At 47.3% G+C, this 17,689-nt stretch carries 17 protein-coding genes; 10 read left to right on the top strand and 7 right to left on the bottom strand.

The window, feature by feature from the left end:
* Positions 1 to 92: 92 nt before the first annotated feature.
* The 3 genes from ACJJII_RS18485 to ACJJII_RS18475 all read right to left on the bottom strand — a co-directional run bounded on the left by ACJJII_RS18485 (position 93) and on the right by ACJJII_RS18475 (position 3,088).
* Positions 93 to 1,118 (bottom strand): HlyD family secretion protein, encoded by a 1,026-nt coding sequence (locus ACJJII_RS18485; protein ID WP_413662141.1) that lies wholly within the window; start codon positions 1,116 to 1,118, stop codon positions 93 to 95.
* Between the two features lie 5 nt (positions 1,119 to 1,123).
* Entirely contained in the window at positions 1,124 to 2,389 is a 1,266-nt protein-coding gene (locus ACJJII_RS18480) for a glycosyltransferase family 2 protein (RefSeq protein ID WP_444894014.1), read from the bottom strand.
* A gap of 447 nt (positions 2,390 to 2,836) precedes the next feature.
* Positions 2,837 to 3,088, bottom strand: coding sequence for a hypothetical protein (locus ACJJII_RS18475; protein WP_444894013.1), 252 nt, complete (start codon positions 3,086 to 3,088; stop codon positions 2,837 to 2,839).
* A 171-nt stretch (positions 3,089 to 3,259) separates the two neighbouring features.
* On the opposite strand from ACJJII_RS18475, the gene norR reads away from it, so the two are divergent.
* Positions 3,260 to 4,831 (top strand): nitric oxide reductase transcriptional regulator NorR, encoded by a 1,572-nt coding sequence (gene norR, locus ACJJII_RS18470; RefSeq protein WP_444917267.1) that lies wholly within the window; start codon positions 3,260 to 3,262, stop codon positions 4,829 to 4,831.
* Positions 4,832 to 4,854: 23 nt separating this feature from the next.
* Entirely contained in the window at positions 4,855 to 5,127 is a 273-nt protein-coding gene (locus tag ACJJII_RS18465; protein WP_444917266.1) for a hypothetical protein, read from the top strand.
* A gap of 96 nt (positions 5,128 to 5,223) precedes the next feature.
* On the opposite strand, the gene ACJJII_RS18460 is transcribed toward ACJJII_RS18465, so the two are convergent.
* Together ACJJII_RS18460 and ACJJII_RS18455 are read right to left on the bottom strand one after the other, a co-directional pair.
* On the bottom strand, positions 5,224 to 5,550 hold the full coding sequence (locus ACJJII_RS18460) for an energy transducer TonB (protein WP_444908167.1): 327 nt from the start codon (positions 5,548 to 5,550) through the stop codon (positions 5,224 to 5,226).
* 306 nt (positions 5,551 to 5,856) lie between these two features.
* Positions 5,857 to 8,043, bottom strand: a complete 2,187-nt coding sequence (locus ACJJII_RS18455; RefSeq protein WP_444917265.1) for a heavy metal translocating P-type ATPase — start codon at positions 8,041 to 8,043, stop codon at positions 5,857 to 5,859.
* Between the two features lie 77 nt (positions 8,044 to 8,120).
* Between ACJJII_RS18455 and cadR the strand changes: the two genes are divergently transcribed.
* The 3 genes from cadR (at position 8,121) to ACJJII_RS18440 (ending at position 9,922) form a co-directional block, all read left to right on the top strand.
* Positions 8,121 to 8,555: a Cd(II)/Pb(II)-responsive transcriptional regulator gene (gene cadR, locus ACJJII_RS18450; RefSeq protein WP_444897465.1), complete on the top strand. Its 435-nt coding sequence runs from the start codon at positions 8,121 to 8,123 to the stop codon at positions 8,553 to 8,555.
* Positions 8,556 to 8,576: 21 nt separating this feature from the next.
* Positions 8,577 to 9,413 (top strand): metallophosphoesterase, encoded by an 837-nt coding sequence (locus ACJJII_RS18445; RefSeq protein WP_444917264.1) that lies wholly within the window; start codon positions 8,577 to 8,579, stop codon positions 9,411 to 9,413.
* Between the two features lie 104 nt (positions 9,414 to 9,517).
* On the top strand, positions 9,518 to 9,922 hold the full coding sequence (locus ACJJII_RS18440) for an acyl-CoA thioesterase (RefSeq protein WP_444917263.1): 405 nt from the start codon (positions 9,518 to 9,520) through the stop codon (positions 9,920 to 9,922).
* 39 nt (positions 9,923 to 9,961) lie between these two features.
* Here the strand turns inward: ACJJII_RS18440 and ACJJII_RS18435 are convergent, their stop codons facing one another.
* Both ACJJII_RS18435 and ACJJII_RS18430 read right to left on the bottom strand, forming a co-directional pair.
* Complete coding sequence (locus ACJJII_RS18435; protein WP_444917262.1) at positions 9,962 to 10,399, bottom strand: cupin domain-containing protein; 438 nt, start codon at positions 10,397 to 10,399, stop codon at positions 9,962 to 9,964.
* 11 nt (positions 10,400 to 10,410) lie between these two features.
* Positions 10,411 to 11,586 (bottom strand): thiolase family protein, encoded by a 1,176-nt coding sequence (locus ACJJII_RS18430; protein WP_444908172.1) that lies wholly within the window; start codon positions 11,584 to 11,586, stop codon positions 10,411 to 10,413.
* A 230-nt stretch (positions 11,587 to 11,816) separates the two neighbouring features.
* On the opposite strand from ACJJII_RS18430, the gene ACJJII_RS18425 reads away from it, so the two are divergent.
* The 5 genes from ACJJII_RS18425 to ACJJII_RS18405 all read left to right on the top strand — a co-directional run bounded on the left by ACJJII_RS18425 (position 11,817) and on the right by ACJJII_RS18405 (position 17,246).
* Positions 11,817 to 12,677 carry a LysR substrate-binding domain-containing protein gene (locus tag ACJJII_RS18425; protein ID WP_444913151.1) on the top strand — a complete coding sequence of 287 codons (861 nt, stop codon included), beginning with the start codon at positions 11,817 to 11,819 and terminating at the stop codon, positions 12,675 to 12,677.
* A gap of 127 nt (positions 12,678 to 12,804) precedes the next feature.
* Positions 12,805 to 13,740, top strand: coding sequence for an alpha/beta fold hydrolase (locus ACJJII_RS18420; RefSeq protein ID WP_444917261.1), 936 nt, complete (start codon positions 12,805 to 12,807; stop codon positions 13,738 to 13,740).
* Positions 13,733 to 14,587 carry an alpha/beta hydrolase family protein gene (locus ACJJII_RS18415; RefSeq protein ID WP_444917260.1) on the top strand — a complete coding sequence of 285 codons (855 nt, stop codon included), beginning with the start codon at positions 13,733 to 13,735 and terminating at the stop codon, positions 14,585 to 14,587. Before ACJJII_RS18420 ends, ACJJII_RS18415 begins: the two co-directional genes overlap by 8 nt.
* Before the next feature lie 273 nt (positions 14,588 to 14,860).
* Entirely contained in the window at positions 14,861 to 15,691 is an 831-nt protein-coding gene (locus tag ACJJII_RS18410; RefSeq protein ID WP_444917259.1) for an IQM protein middle domain-containing protein, read from the top strand.
* Between the two features lie 250 nt (positions 15,692 to 15,941).
* Positions 15,942 to 17,246: a hypothetical protein gene (locus ACJJII_RS18405; protein ID WP_444917258.1), complete on the top strand. Its 1,305-nt coding sequence runs from the start codon at positions 15,942 to 15,944 to the stop codon at positions 17,244 to 17,246.
* Positions 17,247 to 17,689 lie beyond the last annotated feature (443 nt).

Below are 17,689 nucleotides of genomic sequence, written 5' to 3'. Positions count from 1 at the left end.
AAATTGGCAATAGGCAGGGATAGGTGCCCTACGTCCCTGGCGGGAATTAGGAATAATTGTATGACATAGAAGGTAGTCGTCATCTGGGGAAGTTAATTAATAAATTTATCAATAATGACATCAATCCAGTCAATCTTTAGGGTTATGGTAACTTTCTCGTTCACCGGAAATTTTGATGGGTCAAGTAAGACTATTTTCGCTAACTGATTACGCGATGTGGGCTTGAATGTATTTTGGAACTCCTGGGGTAGTGCGGCTGAGAGGGGGATCATTTCAACAAGTACCCCTTTGTCTTTAAAGCGTCCACCAGTAACCAATACCTCCATTCCAGGCTTGATCACGAATTGATATTGATTGGGTAGATAGGCTAGGACATAGGCTTCCCCGGTGTAGATAGACATAAGGGGCTCCCCAGCATCATAGACATTGCCGACATGGGGGACTGAAGCCCCAACTAGACCAGAAGTGGGGCTTTGAATAATACCGTTATTGTAATGCTCCTCCAGTTTTCTTAGCGCTTGTTCGGAGCGATAAATTGCCTCATCAACAGATCTACGTTTTCCTTCCAGGGTGGCGCTTTCAACTTGTAATTTTACCAGGGTCTCACTGGCCTCGAAGTTATCTTTCAATACATCTTGGTAACCGACTTCGCTGACTACTCCTCTATTTGCAAGTTTATTGATTCTATCTACGATTCGGCCAATTTGTACTTTACGCTCCTTGGCGGGAGTAAGTAGTTTTTTTGCAGTCTCTGCCAATAAAGTGAATTCAGCAGAAATCTGTATTAGGTTAGCTTGGCGGGTGGAGAGATCGGCTATTCGCTCCAGTAGCTCCATTGATTCAATCCTTAAGAGTAGCTCGCCCTCTCGAACAGCTTGCCCTTCATCTACGGCAACCTCTACCACTTTTACCAAGTAGCCCATTTCAATAACGCTTTGATCGCGTAGTACCAACCCATCGCTTCGCAGTAAAAACCAGTCGCCCCATATATATCGGATAACACCAATGCCAAATAAGATTAACAAAGCCAGATATATTCGTCGGCTGGCAGATCCCCGGGTTTTTCGCTGCTCGCTTTCGAAGCTATCTGGGCGTAGTCGTTTTCGCAGAGCCTTCATTCAAGCTACTCACGAACACGGTGTACTTTTAAAGGGGCGAAAGAATCTTTATAGGATGTTCTAAAAATCCACTCCTGCACATATGCGTAGAGTCGAACAACTCTCATGAAGTTTACATAAAAGATGCTGTAAGCTGGAATATAAGGCCAAAGGGGAAGTGATTTAACTTTTGGCGTCGCATAAGAGGCTAAAGCAAAGGTAATTGTATCGAGCGCAATTAATACAACCTGAGCCCCAGCCAAAATAAACCAGGCATTTTCGCCATAACGCACGAATAGCCAGATTAAATAGACTGGTAAAGCTATTGCGGCAATAACATTGAAAACCAGGAATTCATATTGATGAAAAAACTCTTTTAGCTGCATTCCTTGGCGGAACGGATTAATAAAATGCAGGTACTTGCGATAGCGAAGACGAATAGCATCCCGCTCCCACCTAAAGCGCTGGCGCATTAGAACGGTGATGCTGGTGGGAACATCGGTATAACAAATCGCCTCAGGTGCAAATTCCACTTTCCAACCGTAATCCCGCAAACGAAAGGTGATATCTAAGTCTTCTCCTCCGCCGGCATCAAAGCCGCCAATTTGATTCATTGCGGATACCCTAAAAGCACTGAAGGCACCGGAGGCACAACACATTTGGTCGAGCATTGCCAGTGAGTGTCGCCCCAAGCAAATACTGATTACATATTCAATGGCCTGGAATGAGCTGAGTATATTTTCTGTGGAGTTTCGGACAATTACATTACCTGAAACCACGCCAACCCTGGGATCTGCAAAGCCTTGCATCACGTATTTCATAGCGTGGCGATCGAAGGTGCAATCGCAATCAATTGAGGCGATAAAGTCGCCAGTTGAAAATCTCTGTCCTAAGTTGAGGGCTGAGGCCTTGCCTCCACGCAGTTCTGTTGCATGAGCGCCATCCAAGCGACCTTTATTTTGCAGGTAGTGAATATCGTCTCGGGTTTTATCTGTGGAGCCATCGCTGATTGCGATGACTTCATAGGGGATATAGCTCTGCTCCTGTAAGCGCTCGCCACACTTTTCAATAGAGTTTTCCTCATTGTGACCGGCGATGACTGCAGTGAGTCTGCCCAAGGATTCAATGTCCTCCTCGTACTCTGGTTTTGTGGCAAAAAAGAATACCGAGGTAAAAAACGACATTAAATATCTAGGGAATTCCAATACCACTACGATCCAAAACATCGTAAAGAGGGTGGCGTAGCTCTGAGTGGCAAAGAAAGTAATTCCATCATCGATCATTTCCCACATTTAGGTCTGCTCCTGAATAGGCGAATACAGGCCCCGGCTATTGCTGTTACTTATCTGTGATGTGGTAGTGATCTTATTTGGAGAACAGCGAGTGTCTTGCGGCACTTCGCTTGGGTGGACTAGGGGGCGAGCATGGAAGGCTGGTCTTACGCTTGGCTTCCAATCACTGGTAAGGGCTATCAGCTCACTACTTGTAAAGGCTAAGCCCAATTTTGATACCCCCTGACTTTGGCCCTTTATGCTATAGAGCCTGTAAAAGAGACCTTGGCTCAACCAGAGGGGCAGCCATAAGTCTCCCTAGAAGGAAATGCTATCTCTGAGACTGTCAGTATAGTCCACGGTGGTTTGAGGTGTCGGGCAATGCTGAACCCCAGAGCCAGCAGGGGCTCTGGGTTGATTTATTCGCTGCTATTAGGAAGGGGGAATTCGGAGGCGGCGGTTCAGCCTTTATCGAACCTCAAGGTCCAGGTTGTATTGAGCAACCACACGACCTATATAGCCCAGTTTTAGAAACGTCGCACTAATCACCATAAAGATATGTCCTGCGACTTGCGCGGGAATGGAAAACAGGTGTGATAGGGGGTAGCAAATAACAATTGTCAGAATCAGCAGGGGAACTGACAGAAGCAGCGTAAAGTTACCGGCTTTTAGCAGAAGCTTGAAACGCTCACGCAGTAAGGGGTTTTCCGTATTCAGCATATCGGCCTCAGGTTCAAACGGCGTCAATCTATCTTTAGCAACTGCTATGCCAAATATAAATACCAATAAAAACAAGGAGTTACGGATTATTCCTGGTATTTATGTGTCAAATTGACCTTTATCGTTGCTGTGTCATAATGACTCTAAAAGGTCTTTTGGACTGATTTGGCTATGGTAGATACCAACGCAACCTTACTGCTCGAAGTGGCTCTGGACCTGGCTAACAGCCTTAACAACAGCGATCGCTTTGAGCGCCTGCTGTCTACTATCCGCAAAGCGATCAAATGCGATGCCGTTGCCTTGCTTGGGCTCAACGGCGATACACTCACCCCTCTCGCAGTCCAAGGGCTTGCCCGACGGACCCTGGGGCGGCGATTCCTGATTGATGAGCATCCACGGCTTGCGCAGATCTGTGCTTCGGAACACCCAGTCCGCTTCCCATCTGACTGTCAGCTACCAGATCCCTTTGATGGTTTGCTGTTGGATAGGGAGGGGGATCTTCCCGTGCACTCCTGTATGGGTTTGCCTCTCTATTCAGATAACCACCTGATTGGTCTGGTAACAGTGGATAGCATGTCTGCGGATGCCTATGCCCGAATCAGTGATCGAACCCTTGAGCTGATAGCCGCGCTGTCTGCGGCCACTTTACGCACAGCTTTAGAGCTAAAAGCTCTGTCGCACTCCGCCGAGCATGCCGAGCAATTGGTGAAAGACCTAACCCAGCAGGCACTGGAGCGGGATGGAGGTGAATTAATTGGTGAGAGCGCGGAAATGCAGTCCCTGCGCAGTGAGATAGAGCTGGTGGCTGGGTCGGATTACAACGTGCTGATTCTCGGTGAAACAGGGGTGGGGAAAGAGCTGGTGGCCCGTACCGTCCACAGGTTGTCGACTCGCAAGGAGAAGCCCTTAGTCTATTTGAACTGCGCTTCCCTGACTGAAACCCTGGCGGAAGCTGAACTTTTTGGCCACTCAAAAGGGGCCTTCACCGGCGCAGATCGCGAGAGGCCCGGTAAATTTTTACTGGCGAACGGTGGCACTATTTTCCTGGATGAGGTTGGCGAGTTACCGCTTGTGGTGCAGAGCAAACTGTTGCGTGTATTGCAAAGTGGTGAGATTCAGCCGGTAGGCAAAGATACGGTGCAGCATGTAGATGTTCGTATTGTAGCGGCGACTAATAGGGATTTACGCAAGGGGATTGAAAACGGTACTTTCCGAGCTGATCTCTACCACCGCCTCTCTGTATATCCCCTTGAAGTCCCGCCTCTATGCCGGAGGGGTAATGATGTCCTGCTGTTGGCAGACTACTTCTTGGAGCGCTCCCGCAGGAAGCTGGGTTTTCGTCAGTTGCGTCTCAGTACAGAGGCCACCAATAAGCTACATCGATACGCTTGGCCGGGTAATGTTCGCGAGCTGGAACATATTATCAGCCGCGCAGCCCTTAGGGCCCGCAAAGGTAGCTCTCCAGAAGCTATTGTTGCCATTACTGCAGCACAAATTGAAATTCCCGATGACCTGGTTATTCAGAAGCCTCCGCAGAAACCGGTAGAGTCGCTGTCTGAGGCTATTGATTTAAGGGTGGAAACGGAAAGCTATCAGCGCGAACTTATTGGGCGTGCCCTGGCTGAGACCGATGGGAACTGGAGTAAAGCGGCCAAATTACTATCCGTAGACCGAGGGAACTTGGTGCGTCTAGCTAAAAGGTTGGGTGTTTACATCAAGAAAGAGGTTGTTCGAGGTAAGTAATCTATATGAAGCAAGGAGTTGCAATGTTGATTAGCGATAAAGGATTACGGCTTTCACTGGTTGTAGGGGTAATTTCCCTGACTATCGGCTTACTGGCATTTGCGTATAACTGGAAAATAATTGGTGGGGGTTGGCCATATTTCGGTACATTTTTATTTCCAGGCAATCTTGTATTGTCATTCTTCTCTGAAGAAATAGATTTCTGGCCAAAGTTTGCACTTCAGATGAGTGGCCAGTTTCTGGTTCCTTTTTTGCTGGCCCGTAGCTTTATTAGCTTTAGAGGCTGGTGGAATTGATAAGGGGTATTACGATTTGCATGTGATATTACTCCAAGCATTTGATAGAAGGCTAGAGCTGTAAATACTTATACTTGCGATCTTGTATAAAAATAACTAAATCGCTAGCCACAATAAATATGCAAAAAATGTTTCTTGGCTATCAGGTTGATTCTCGGCAATATTATAAATGACTTTGGTTCTAATGTTATTGAACTCTTCTGGAGTTGCTTCATATTTAAAGTGTTTTGCTGTCTGGATAGCAGATTCTTCAAAGAAACCCGAGGGCTTACTTTTAATAACTCGGGGGTCTACCGGATCGCCGTTTTTATTAATGTCATACTCAACAATTACGTAGCCTTCCATCTGCTTTTCCAGCGCTTCTTGTGGGTATATTGGCAGTGATTTGTAAACAGGAACAGGCCCGCCTTTCTCTCTTGCCATTTCCCTGTCTTCAATGCTGGATTTATAAAAGTCAATGTACTGGGGGCATTCGTCGTAAGAGCTGCAATTTTTGCTTGTTGGAGAGTCAGTACAACTGCAAAGAAGAAAAATAATAGATATCAGGGCTAATTTGTTCAAAACTTTTGATCTTCTTTACACTTATTGAAATGGCAAGTGTAACACCCTATAGATTTTCTCTGTAGCTGTTAAATAGCAAGTAATCTATCCGGTATCTAGCGGAGTTAACGGAAAGACTGTATTGCTGAATTAGTACGGTTAACTAGAAAAACCGTATATCAAACCGGCTCATTTCCTCATCACTCTCAACCCATTAAAAACCACGAGCAGGCTAGTCCCCATATCGGCAAAAACAGCCATCCACATGGTTGCCTCGCCGGCAAAAGCAAGCACTAGAAAGACCGCTTTTATGCCCAGCGCCAAGATAATGTTCTGCCAAAGAATGTGGGCAGTTGAACGAGATAGTTGGATAAAGGTGGCGATCTTGCCCAGATTGTCGTCCATCAGGGCCACATCAGCGGTTTCTATCGCTGTGTCGGTTCCCGTTGCTCCCATCGCAAACCCGATATCAGCACGGGCCAAGGCGGGGGCATCGTTAATGCCATCGCCAACCATGCCAACCTGGCCCTTTCCAGACAAGGCCTCCACCATGCGCAGCTTATCTTCCGGTAATAGGTTGCCTTCAGCCCGGTCTATGCCAACTTGTTTTGCAATAGCATCTACTGTGTGTTGGTTGTCCCCGGAAAGCATCAGTGTTTTCACGCCCAACTTGTGGAGGCTTTCAATGGCGTGCTGACTCGATTCCTTCACGGTATCGGCGACGGCAAATATTGCCAATATGGAGTTTCCCCGGGTCAGTATCACAACAGTTTTCCCTTCTTCCTCAAGGGCTCCCAATTCTCGCTCCAGATCGACGGAGCAAATGCCCAATTCTTCAATAAGTCGGTGGTTACCCAGGTAGCACTGATCCCCGTGAATCCTACCCCTGACACCGCGCCCGGCCAGGGCTTCAAAAGTATCCACTTCATGCAGACGTCCGTGGGGAATTTGAGCAAAATCCAATACGGCCTTGGATACCGGATGATCGGAGTGTTCGGCAAGGCTTGCCGCCAGAATTTGTACCTCTTCCGCGGGCATTGGCGCTAACACTTTAAAATCCGTGACGGTTGGCAGGCCATGGGTGATGGTTCCAGTTTTATCCAATGCCAACCAGCGAATGTGGCGCCCCTGCTCAAGGTAGGCCCCGCCTTTGACAAGGATTCCGTGGCGGGTGGCCGATGCCAAGCCGCTTACGATGGTGACAGGAGTTGCAATCACCAGTGCGCAGGGGCAGGCGATTACCAGTAACACGAGTGCGCGATAGATCCATTCCATCCAGCTGCCGGCAAAAAGCAGCGGCGGTATTACCGCAGTAGCCAGTGCCACTGCAAATACCAGGGGCGTATACCAGCGGGCGAATTGGTCGACAAAGCGCTGGGTTGGTGCGCGACTACCTTGTGCGGCTTCCACCGCATGAATGATTCGGGCGAGCAGATTATCGTTGGCAGCTGCCGTAGATTGGTATTCGAGTGCCCCGGATTCGTTGATACTGCCGGCGAAAAGTTCATCTCCAGGACCTTTGTCTACGGGAAGGCTCTCCCCGGTAATTGGGGCCTGGTTTACTGCTGAATTGCCGCGTATTACCTCCCCATCTAGAGCGATACGTTCGCCGGGGCGCACCCGGATGGTTGTGCCAACCGGAACAGTCTTGGCTGACATGGAAACCCACTCGCCATCTGGCCCCTGTACAGTGGCGGTTTCCGGGGCCAGGTCCATTAACTCCCGAATCGCATTGCGGGCACGATCCAGGGATTTGGCTTCAATTAATTCTGCCAGGGTGAATAACACCATCACCATTGCTGCTTCGGGCCAGTGACCGATAAGCAGGGCGCCGGTGACCGCGATGGACATCAGCGCGTTCATATTCAGGTTGCGATTACTGAGCGCGATCCAGCCCTTTTTGTAGGTCGTGAGTCCGCCGCCAGCGATAGCGGCCAGAGCCAGCATCATTACCAGCCAATTGTTTCCCCCCTGTAACCAGAATACGACCTCGGAGGCAATCGCCGCCAAACCGGCAGCGCCCAATAACCACCAGTTTGCATGGGTGGTAGGTGGCGCGGAATCGATGTCATCTTCGGTGGCCAGGCGTGCGTCCAGGTCAAGAGGGGTCAGAGTGTTGAGGATCTTGCTCTCCATACCGGGCGCGTGGCGCACCTGTAGGATTCGCTGCACCAGATTAAAGTCCAGCTGGTAAATTCCCTGTATGCCGGAGAGCTTGGCGCGTATCAACCCCTCCTCAGTGGGACAGTCCATCTTGCTGATGGAGAACAGGGACAGGTCACCTTTGTCACTGTTGTTATTGGTGTTTTGAATCGGCGTCATGGTTGTGGCTTGGGTTGCCCCGCTGCAGCCACAGCTGGAATCGCGCTTGACCATTATTCACTCTCGGATAGATCAGTCAGTGAGCCAGTATTACAATCCCTCTAGTAACTATAGAGTCAAGAGGGAGTGGCATGGCTTACAAGATTGGTGAAGCAGCCAGGAGAGTGGGCTGCAAAGTGGAAACGGTTCGTTACTACGAGCAGGCAGGGCTACTGCCAGAGCCCGCTCGCTCAGAGGGTAATTTCCGGCTCTACTCAGAGTCTCACCTGGAACAACTGCGTTTTATTCGCCACTGTCGTTCTCTGGATATCCCCCTCGAGGATATTCGCAACCTGTTGAGATTAAAAGAGGCTCCATCGCAAAGCTGCACTGATATAGATAGCGTGGTTGATGATCAAATTCAACGAGTCGAAAAACAACTGGAATCGCTCAAGCAGTTGCGAAAAAGCTTGGTAGATTTACGCAATCGATGTGAGGGTGGCCAGGCAATTAATGCCTGTGACATTATGCGGGAGCTGACAGATTGTAGCTGTCATGGCCATCCGGCAAATAATAATGAGTGTTAGTCGTAAATTTTGGGCCTTGTTTTGAGTAAGTGGCGTATAACTTTTATCGTATTATTTTGTATTGGTTTGTTGTTGGCCGTATGGGCATTTATCGTTGAGCCAGCAAGTTTCCGAATTAATGAAGATGATATTGTCGTAGATACCTGGCCAAAGGAATGTAACGGGCTAAGGGTTGCGATACTTGCTGACCTGCATGTAGGTTCCCCTTACAAGGGGCGGAAGAGCTTACAAAAGCTGGTTGAGGCTGTTAATAAAAGCCAACCCGACCTTATTCTCCTACCCGGTGACTTTGTTATTCAGGGGGTTGTTGGAGGTAAATTCGTTCCGCCGGAGGATGCAGCGGGAATTCTTAAAGAACTCAAGGCCCCGATGGGGGTGTTTGCCGTATTGGGAAATCATGATTGGTGGCTTGATGCAGCGCGGGTTGAGCAATCCCTTGAAAACCAGGGAATTTCAGTGCTTGAGGATAAGTCAGTAAGTCTGGTTAGTAGCGAATGTAAATTACGACTAGTGGGAATCAGTGATTTTTGGGAGGGGCCTCACGATGTTAAAAAAGCAATGCAAGGGATAGATGAAGGTGAGACGATATTGGCCTTCACTCATAATCCGGATATTTTCCCCGAACTGCCTGCGGAGCTGTCATTAACTATCGCCGGGCATACTCACGGGGGCCAGGTCTACTTGCCGTTTATTGGGCGGCCCATAGTACCTTCAAGTTACGGGCAGCGTTTTGCTATTGGGCATATTGTTGAAGGTGATAAACACCTCTATGTAAGCCCTGGGGTAGGGACCAGTATTTTGCCAGTACGTTTCCTGGTGCCACCAGAAGTAACTGTATTATCCATATTTGGTCCTTGAGGTTTGATCTCTCAATGATGGATTTGGGTAGGTGGTTTGGTAGGAATGGAGCGGGGACCTTCACATATAATTCCAGCCCAGATAAGAAATAACGGGTTGATACGATGATAACAGTCAAACGAAAAGTACTGTTCGGGGATTGTGATCCCGAGGGAATCGTATACACCCCAAGGTTCTCATCGTTTGCACTTGAGGCAACCCATGATGCAATGGCTGTTCTGCTTGAAGGGCCTGCTATCGCCAGAATGAAACAACTGGGTTTTCTTACACCTGTAAGAGCTTTTAACCTGGAATTTCTATCCCCTGTAACCTGGGATCAAGAATTAAATATCCATGTTTCTGTTGCGGATATTGGTAATCACTCTTTTACGTTTCAAACGAAAGGCTTTTTGGATAATGGGATACTAGCGTTCACCGCCAATGTTACCTATGTCACCCTGTCATCCCCTGAAAAGCTAAAGACCCCATTACCTGGCTATCTTAGAGAGGCCCTGCTGCGCGTCAGTTAGCTGCCAATTCATTGGCAAGTTATTAGAGTAGGGTGCTTCCTAATTATCTTTTTGAAAGACCGTTGTCGGAATTCCCTTAGCACCAGCGTAAAAAATGATAAGTGTCGCCGGCTTGTCGCCTTCATTGCGCCCAAAATGCCACATATCGGTGACTTCAACGTAGGCTTTCCCCTCATCCAAAGTTAGGCTTTTATCCTGGTCAACGAGGGTAACTCTTAAAGTGCCTTCGGCAACATAGACGCTATTAGGTACGGGGTGTTTGTGCACTGGTAGCCGTGCGCCTGGCTCGATTGTCACACGCACCACAGAGAGCTCTGGCTGCCCCTCTGGATATTGGGGTAGGGTATCTCCGGCCCAATCCTTGGTCGATTCTACCAGTGTGTCAAATTTTACCCCCTGCATATTTTCCTGTAGATAACCCACCAAGGGGAGCAGTAGCAATAATACTAGGGCAGCCATAGGCTTCCAGGTGTTCATGGGCTGATTCCTTATCGCTCTAAGTAAGCAGCCGTCGCCATACCGCCGGCAGTGCAGACACCAATAATTGCCCGATGGGCGTCGCGCCGGCCCAGTTCTAATAGGGTTGAACCCAGATAGCGGATGCCCGACATACCGTAGGGGTGGCCGAGCGCAATAGCACCGCCATTAACATTGGTAATGTCCCAAGGGGTTTTGAGTTCAGCCTGGTTGTATAGGGTGGTTACGGCAAAAGCCTCATGTAGCTCCCAAAGGTCAATCATATCCTGGGTGAGTTGGTGGCGCTTCATAAGGCGACTGACCGCTGGCGCTACCGCAATACTCATCTCTTTTGGCGCTACCGCTCCCAGCTGCATACCGCGAAACAGCCCCAGAATAGGCAGGTTTCTCTGCGCTGCCAGTTCAGCATCCATCATGACGACCGCTGCGGCCCCATCGGATAACTGGGACGCATTACCGGGAGTTATCGTCCCTCCTGTGTTCACCGGTTCCAGCGCAGACAGGGCTTCCATGGTTGTGCCGGGGCGGGGGCCTTCATCTTCTGACAAGGTGACTTTCAGGCGATTGGTTTCGCCACTCTCCTTATCTTTCACTGCCATTACCGTATCAAACGGCGTGATTTCCTCGGCAAACTTTCCGGCCTTTTGAGCTTCGGCAACACGCTTTTGTGATTCAACCACATAGCGATCCTGATCTTCACGACTGATGTTGTATTGATCGGCGACATAGTCGGCCGTTTGGATCATGGTCCACCAAACTGCCGGCACTTTCTTTTGTAAGGGCTCATAGACAAAATGGTTCAGGTTCAAGTTGAACTGCACCAGGCTGATACTCTCGACGCCACCGGCCACCCCAATTTGCATTTCGCCTGCGGCAATACGGTTGGCCACAATAGAAGCCGCATTGAGGCCAGAGCCGCAGTAGCGATTTATAGTAAAACCCGGCACTTGAGACCCAAAGCCGGCAAATAGTGCCGCGTTGCGCGCGACATTGTGCCCAGTAGCCCCCTCGGGTAAGCCGCACCCCAACACAACGTCTTCCACTTCCTGTGGCGTTAAACCCGCCTTATAAACCACCTCCCTCAGGACATGGGCAGCCATAGAAATACCGTGAGTTTCATTCAGCGCACCCCGCCTGGCTTTGGCGATGGCAGTTCGGCAATAGGCAACAACGGCGACATCTCTCATGGGTGTAGCTCACACGATCGGGGAGGGGATGTGTTTACATTAGATCAGATAGAGGGGCTTGCAGGAGGGAGGTGAGTTTGGAGCTGCTTTCAAGCGTAACCGCTCCAAGGGGAGGGGTTGTTTTGGGCTAGATTCTCCTCAATTTTGGCAGCTAACACGTTGAGGGAGCCTGTAGTACCCATGATAATCTGCCATTCACAAAATAATGGTATGGCATCACAGTATTCTTCATGCGGAAACTTCCCTCGACTAACTTGCTGGTAACCTTTGATGCGGCTGCTCGGCACTTAAGCTTCAAGGACGCTGCACAAGAGCTTCATGTAACACCTTCCGCTGTTGGGCACCAGATACGAACGCTGGAGGCGGAGTTGCAAACCAAGCTATTTATTCGTTTCAATCGAACTATTGAACTTACGGGTGTTGGTAGGGAATACCATCTGAAAATTGCCAAGGCACTGGAAGTGATTCGACGGGCAACTTTGGATTTACTTGCGCGGGATCAAAATAAAACACTTACCATCCACAGTATTCCATTTCTGACCAATACAGTACTCGCCCCAAATATCAAATCCTTTAAAGCGCTATACCCCACAGTGTGTATTAGTATCGAGTCTCAAATCGCCCGCGCTAGCATAGACCCTGGCGAGCTGCAGGTTGCTATACGTTATGACAAGGAGTCGAATGATGATTTGTGTTACCGGGAGATCTCAAGGGTGCGAATTTCACCGGTTTGCGCGCCGGGTTACTTGAAGAACGATCGAGCAAATCAGATCCAATTGTCTACAGATAAGCTGGGTTGGCAAAGATGGTCGGCAGATTGGGGCTTATCAGTTGAATTCAATGAGACGCTGACTTGTGATGGCTTACAACCCGTACTCGAGATGGCCGAGCAAGGGTTGGGAGTCGCAATGGGATACTTTCCCGCACTAACGCCTAAAGTCAGATCTGGAGAGCTTGAACTACTCTACCCTGAAAAATTCAGTGAGCTGGCTCCTTTGTATCTTGCCTTTAGCAAGTCATTGGAGGGTAACGAAATTATTGAAGGATTTGTTCGCTGGTTTATAGAAGTTGTCCATTCCCTAGAAGGTTAATCACCTAGCTTTATTTTCCCAGACAAGATTTTCTTGCCTGAGCCTAAGGAAAAACCCATTTGTCGCAGTGTTGTCACTTCCCTAGGATTATCTGATTGAGTATCTAAAGTAATCAGGTGGCCAGAGTATGATATCGGCAGTTATAGATGGCTTTGTGCCGAGTTTGCTTAAAAGTCAAACCCTTAAAGGGTACGCAGCTCACTCAAGAGATGGTATTCAGTTTATGGATTTGGGCTCTTGTGTGATTCGCTATCGAAAGATAGGGCGAGGCAGCCGTGTAATTGTTTTTGAAGCAGATCCGCCAGTTGTTATTGAGCATTATGACTATCTTGTAAGCCAAGTTCCAAGTGATTTCACCGTTGTAATATTTGAACCACCTGGCTTTGGTTTTTCCATTCCTTCAACGAGTCTTGATTATAACTTTGCATCTTTGGTTAGCCTTACCGAGGTGTTTTTACAAAACCTTGCCCTTGGATGTGTGACGCTTGTTGCTCCATGCGTACTCGGCTTTGGAGCAATTGCACTTGCGTACAAGCGCCCAGATTTGCTTGACCACATAGTGCTATCTCAAGTACCGAGCTGGGGAGAAATGTTGAGATGGAAGGAGGGGAGAGATCCACGAGGATTGCTGAGCAAGCCAATTTTAAGTCAGCTGTTGCTAAAAGCTCTGAAACGTAAGCGAACACTTGCCTGGTTTGAAGCTGCGCTAGGGAGGAGTGAGCTGATCACACCGTTTAATGAATTGGCCCAACAAGCCTACCAACATGGAGCAACTTTTAATCTGGCGTCAGCTTTTCAACGATTATTAGTCGGCGAATCTCCTTTGCAGGGTACTCTTTTCTCCAAACCCTTAACAGTGAGAGCCTTATTTCTTTGGGGGGAGCGGGACCTTTCTCATAGATGTACTTGTAAGCATTCAAGTTTGAATATGATCCCGGAGGCCTCTCTACTACGCATAGCAGAAGCTGGACATTTCCCTGAGCTGGAGGCTCCGGATGTGGTGCTGGGTCCTCTCATAAATTTTGTATTAGACCAAGACATGGAGGTCTCAAGTAATGATTGAAGAATGTCGAATAGTAACTCAGGATGGCCTATCTCTCGGGGCAACGCTATTTTCACCAAAAGGTCCGCCTAAAGCGGGGGTAATCATAAATTCGGCTACGGCGGTCAAGCAGGGCTATTATGCTGAATTTGCAAAATTCCTGGCTAAGAATGGCTACTTGGTAGTGACCTATGACTATCGTGGTATAGGTAAATCTGCGGTTGCCAATCAACGAGACTCACGACTATCTATGAGCGCGTGGGGAGAGTACGATTTGGCCGCTGTTATCGATTGGTCTACTAGCCAATACAAAACGCTAACCTGGCATTGCGTGGGGCATAGTGTAGGGGGCCAAATTATTGGCTTCGCAGATAACAATACCCAACTTGCTAGTGTCTACTGTGTATCCTCCCAAAGCGGGTATTGGGGTCACTGGGGATTGCGTCAGAGGCCCAAAATATTGTTTGCTTGGTTCGCTATGATACCGCTCTTATCAAATATTTTGGGGCAGGTTCCAGGCCTTTTCCTCGGAGGTGAAAGTTTACCCGCAGGTGTTGCCCGGCAGTGGGCCTACTGGGCGCGCCATAAAGATTATATTGTTGACCAGAGAGGTAGCCCCGTACGAGATGGCTTCTCCCGTCTAGAGTGCAATATGAAGTTTCTATACATAGATGATGATATAGATTTTGCTCCACTGCAGGCTGTGAAGGCTCTCAAGGCGTTCTATTGTAATGCAAATACTGAAATACAGATTGTGAATGCTAAAGCCGTGGATACAAAGCCAATAGGTCATTTTGGTTTCTTCAAGGCGCGCTACGAAGATAGTTTGTGGAGGGACACTTTAGGTTGGTTGAATGCTGCGGCTTGAGCATCTAGGGGGACCATTTCTATTTTGATTTGGAAGTCGCCCCACTCGTCATACTATTTACTCTTCTGTATCAGGTCCTGCTGGTTAGTCTTGGGTGTTCTTCTTAGAGTGGGTTTTGATGACTGAAAAACCTAAATTTGCGAAGGAAAATACAGTGCGTGCGGGACAATATAGGCAAAGATGCCGGCTGAAAGCTTATAAACACCTATTCACAGCGCGTTTTGAGACCACTGTATTCTCCCGTCCTTTTCAGTTACGAAAGAGTTGCCGTTAATGGTCGTTAAGAATCTAAAGAAAGTAATTGCCGTACTTTTGACTGCGCTCTATTGTGGCCAGCCCTCAAGCGGTATGGCTTATCGTGATAGGGCATTTATAGTTGAGAGCAGAAATGTAAATGAAACACCAGAATACTTAATGGAAATAGGTCTTTCCAATAGTGTATTGCCTAGACCAACTGACTGGTGGTCAGGTGAAAATACATGTAATTACCATGGGGTTAATGCGAGCAGATGTGCACCAGAAGGAATCTCCCAGTGGATTCTTACTATGAACGATACGAATAGGGCTAATGAAAGTAGCTCTAGTGTTGCGGTACATGGTAATTCAAAAATAAAAAACTACAGGCTTTTTGAACTTCATTCAAAATACAAGGGTGAAGATGTAAGGTGCCTTAAAAAATTTAAATATATGTGTCCTGCATATGTTATTTATTACACAGATGCCCAGCGAGAGGGGACGAAACTATCGGTGATGGACGGGAAGATTTATGACTCTACTGGTGAGCTTTTTGATACTAGGCGTGCACAACAGGCAGAAGATTATAATGGTAGAGCCGCTATCTATGTTATGGATAAGAATGGGAATATATATTCAAGTTACTTTTATCCAAAGCCAGTCTTTGCTCATTCGACGTTTCTGGCAGGAGATAATGTTGCAGCAGCGGGTGAGATCGTAGCGGAGGGTGGAAAGATAGTTTTCGTTAACACTTGTTCTGGTCATTATCGGCCTACTCCAGTTGCCATTGATCAACTTCGTGCCCAGTTATTGTTGCTAGGATATACGGATATAAGCTTTAGTACTTCGACTGAATGTAGATGGCGGTGAAGGTTGTTTAGCGTATAGTTTTATTTTTGTCTAACTATATTCGAGTATATCTGGAGTGCGGCGATGTGGGTTTTCTAGGCGATTTGCAAGTTTCTTAAGCTATGTTAGCCTTGTTTTTGGCGTTTACAGCTATGTTTTTTTGTGCATGTCTCGTGGTTATCTTGAATCGATTTTTATAGATGTTATGTGGCAATAGCGCTTTCTCGTTCTATACTATCGGCAGTGATCTCCCTACTGGGAAGAGCCTGCAATGAAAAAAGTAAAACCTTTTCGTAAGCTTGGGGCTCAGGAGGCACTTTTTGTAGAGTTGACCGAAAAGTCAAACGGTGCGGTTCAACTGGCTGTCTTTTTCAGGGCATGTAAGTCTCTCGGCGTCGAAGAATTGCTAAAGGGAATGGAATACCTCCATAACCTGCACCCAATGCTCCGTTCTCGTATAGAAAAAAATCATCATGCTTATTGGTTCTGTGATGTAGCTTTTAAGGCGATACCTTTTGAAATAAAGCATGGTGCATTGCCTTTAAATTATCAGGAAGAGTTCAAGCGATTAGGAAGTAAAGTTCTTAAGCTAGATAAGTATACTTATCGTTTCACGGTTTATGTGAATGAGGATGAAGAAGTAAAGTGGATTGCTTTTATGGTAAGCCATGCTGCCATGGATGGACGCTCCTTATTACTCTTGGTTAGAGATTTGGATCGGTACTTGAGAGGGGGGGCGGAAGATAAATTCTCTGCTTCGATAATGCAAAAATCGGTGGTGGATTATGTTAGTTCCATAAAGCATCTTAAAAAAAGAAAATCGGCAGTTGGTGACGAAAATGATGTTTCTTCAAAGTGGCCTGTAGAGCAGGCAGTAAACGCTTCCCTTCGAAAGGGATGTTCTATGTATCGTGTCCTCCCCAAAAAATTATGCTCCCATTTACACTTACTTTCAAAGCATGGGGATGTTCAGGTTACCTCTATTTATAATGCCATTGCTGTTATCGCTGCCCGGTCATTACCAGTTTTCCGCTCAACAACAGAGTTAATGTTACCTATAAATGCACAGTACTTGTGTAAACGCCAGATAGATCGAGATGTTATCGGGGAATGTACAACTGTATTAACTATATCCTTATCCTCAGATGAAACTAGTCTCGACTTGTTAGATCTTGCGCGTTTAATTCAAAGAAAAGTCTATTTGCAGTTGAGAAGTGGGCATTTTTTTAAACCTCCACTTGTGCCCGATTACAGCCTTGTTGAGATCGAACATTTGGCTAAAGATTCTAGTACTGCGAAAGATTACTTTCCATCTGGGATTTGCGTATCCAATGTAGGGGATATAGGTGAGTATACAGGCCCTTTGACGTTCTTTGACTTTGGTGTGGTTATGACCGTTCAAACACATGGAGAACACCCCATAATGCTAGTGACTTGTACAATAGATGGAGAAGGGGTGTTTGTTTTTGGATATTGCGAACCGCTAGTTAGCAAAGAAAGCGCTCTAAAGTATGTAGAAAAATATATGAAGATACTAAGAGAGTTTTCCGAGAGTAGTGATATTTATATAAGTTAGAGATCGGCAAGGCATAACGCGAGTTTAATAAATAGGGTGTAGGTACAATCTCCATATTCAAGTGAACGTCTATAGATTCTTACGCTCCACCGCCAATTTGAAGTAATTTAGGGCTAGCAACCATCCTTGTGCGATAAAGCCCATAGGGTTTGATATAAACCGCAAGGAGAAGTAATGAGATATTGGGTTGGGATTAGGTCTGGTGGAAAGGAAGTGCCGACAGTCGCTCACGCTGTATATCTGTTGAGGTAGAACTGGGGACAGGATTAATACTCTCGATCTAAAAGTGGTCAAAACTCAGCTTTCAAATTATGACGTTCATATTTTTTGCAACAGGGAAACTGACGCCAGCAGGCAAGGAATTGCTGCGTCAAAATCTTTGGCCAGCCCAATAGGAAATGAATCAATCGGAGGGCTAATGTTACATAGTGTTCTGCTCTGTA

The sequence above is a fragment of the Microbulbifer maximicatervae (SeqCode) genome (genome assembly GCF_052467825.1).
This window is presented reverse-complemented; position numbering and strand designations above follow the sequence as displayed.

Coding starts and splice junctions, on each gene's coding strand:
- ACJJII_RS18440 (WP_444917263.1), top strand. CDS start 9,518: ATGATAACAGTCAAACGAAAAGTACTGTTCGGGGATTGTGATCCCGAG.
- ACJJII_RS18460 (WP_444908167.1), bottom strand. CDS start 5,550: ATGGCAAGAGAGAAAGGCGGGCCTGTTCCTGTTTACAAATCACTGCCA.
- ACJJII_RS18420 (WP_444917261.1), top strand. CDS start 12,805: ATGATATCGGCAGTTATAGATGGCTTTGTGCCGAGTTTGCTTAAAAGT.
- ACJJII_RS18410 (WP_444917259.1), top strand. CDS start 14,861: ATGGTCGTTAAGAATCTAAAGAAAGTAATTGCCGTACTTTTGACTGCG.
- ACJJII_RS18415 (WP_444917260.1), top strand. CDS start 13,733: ATGATTGAAGAATGTCGAATAGTAACTCAGGATGGCCTATCTCTCGGG.
- ACJJII_RS18465 (WP_444917266.1), top strand. CDS start 4,855: ATGTTGATTAGCGATAAAGGATTACGGCTTTCACTGGTTGTAGGGGTA.
- ACJJII_RS18430 (WP_444908172.1), bottom strand. CDS start 11,586: ATGAGAGATGTCGCCGTTGTTGCCTATTGCCGAACTGCCATCGCCAAA.
- ACJJII_RS18405 (WP_444917258.1), top strand. CDS start 15,942: ATGAAAAAAGTAAAACCTTTTCGTAAGCTTGGGGCTCAGGAGGCACTT.
- ACJJII_RS18455 (WP_444917265.1), bottom strand. CDS start 8,043: ATGGTCAAGCGCGATTCCAGCTGTGGCTGCAGCGGGGCAACCCAAGCC.
- ACJJII_RS18425 (WP_444913151.1), top strand. CDS start 11,817: ATGCGGAAACTTCCCTCGACTAACTTGCTGGTAACCTTTGATGCGGCT.
- ACJJII_RS18485 (WP_413662141.1), bottom strand. CDS start 1,118: ATGAAGGCTCTGCGAAAACGACTACGCCCAGATAGCTTCGAAAGCGAG.
- ACJJII_RS18475 (WP_444894013.1), bottom strand. CDS start 3,088: ATGCTGAATACGGAAAACCCCTTACTGCGTGAGCGTTTCAAGCTTCTG.
- ACJJII_RS18435 (WP_444917262.1), bottom strand. CDS start 10,399: ATGAACACCTGGAAGCCTATGGCTGCCCTAGTATTATTGCTACTGCTC.
- cadR (WP_444897465.1), top strand. CDS start 8,121: ATGGCTTACAAGATTGGTGAAGCAGCCAGGAGAGTGGGCTGCAAAGTG.
- ACJJII_RS18480 (WP_444894014.1), bottom strand. CDS start 2,389: ATGTGGGAAATGATCGATGATGGAATTACTTTCTTTGCCACTCAGAGC.
- norR (WP_444917267.1), top strand. CDS start 3,260: ATGGTAGATACCAACGCAACCTTACTGCTCGAAGTGGCTCTGGACCTG.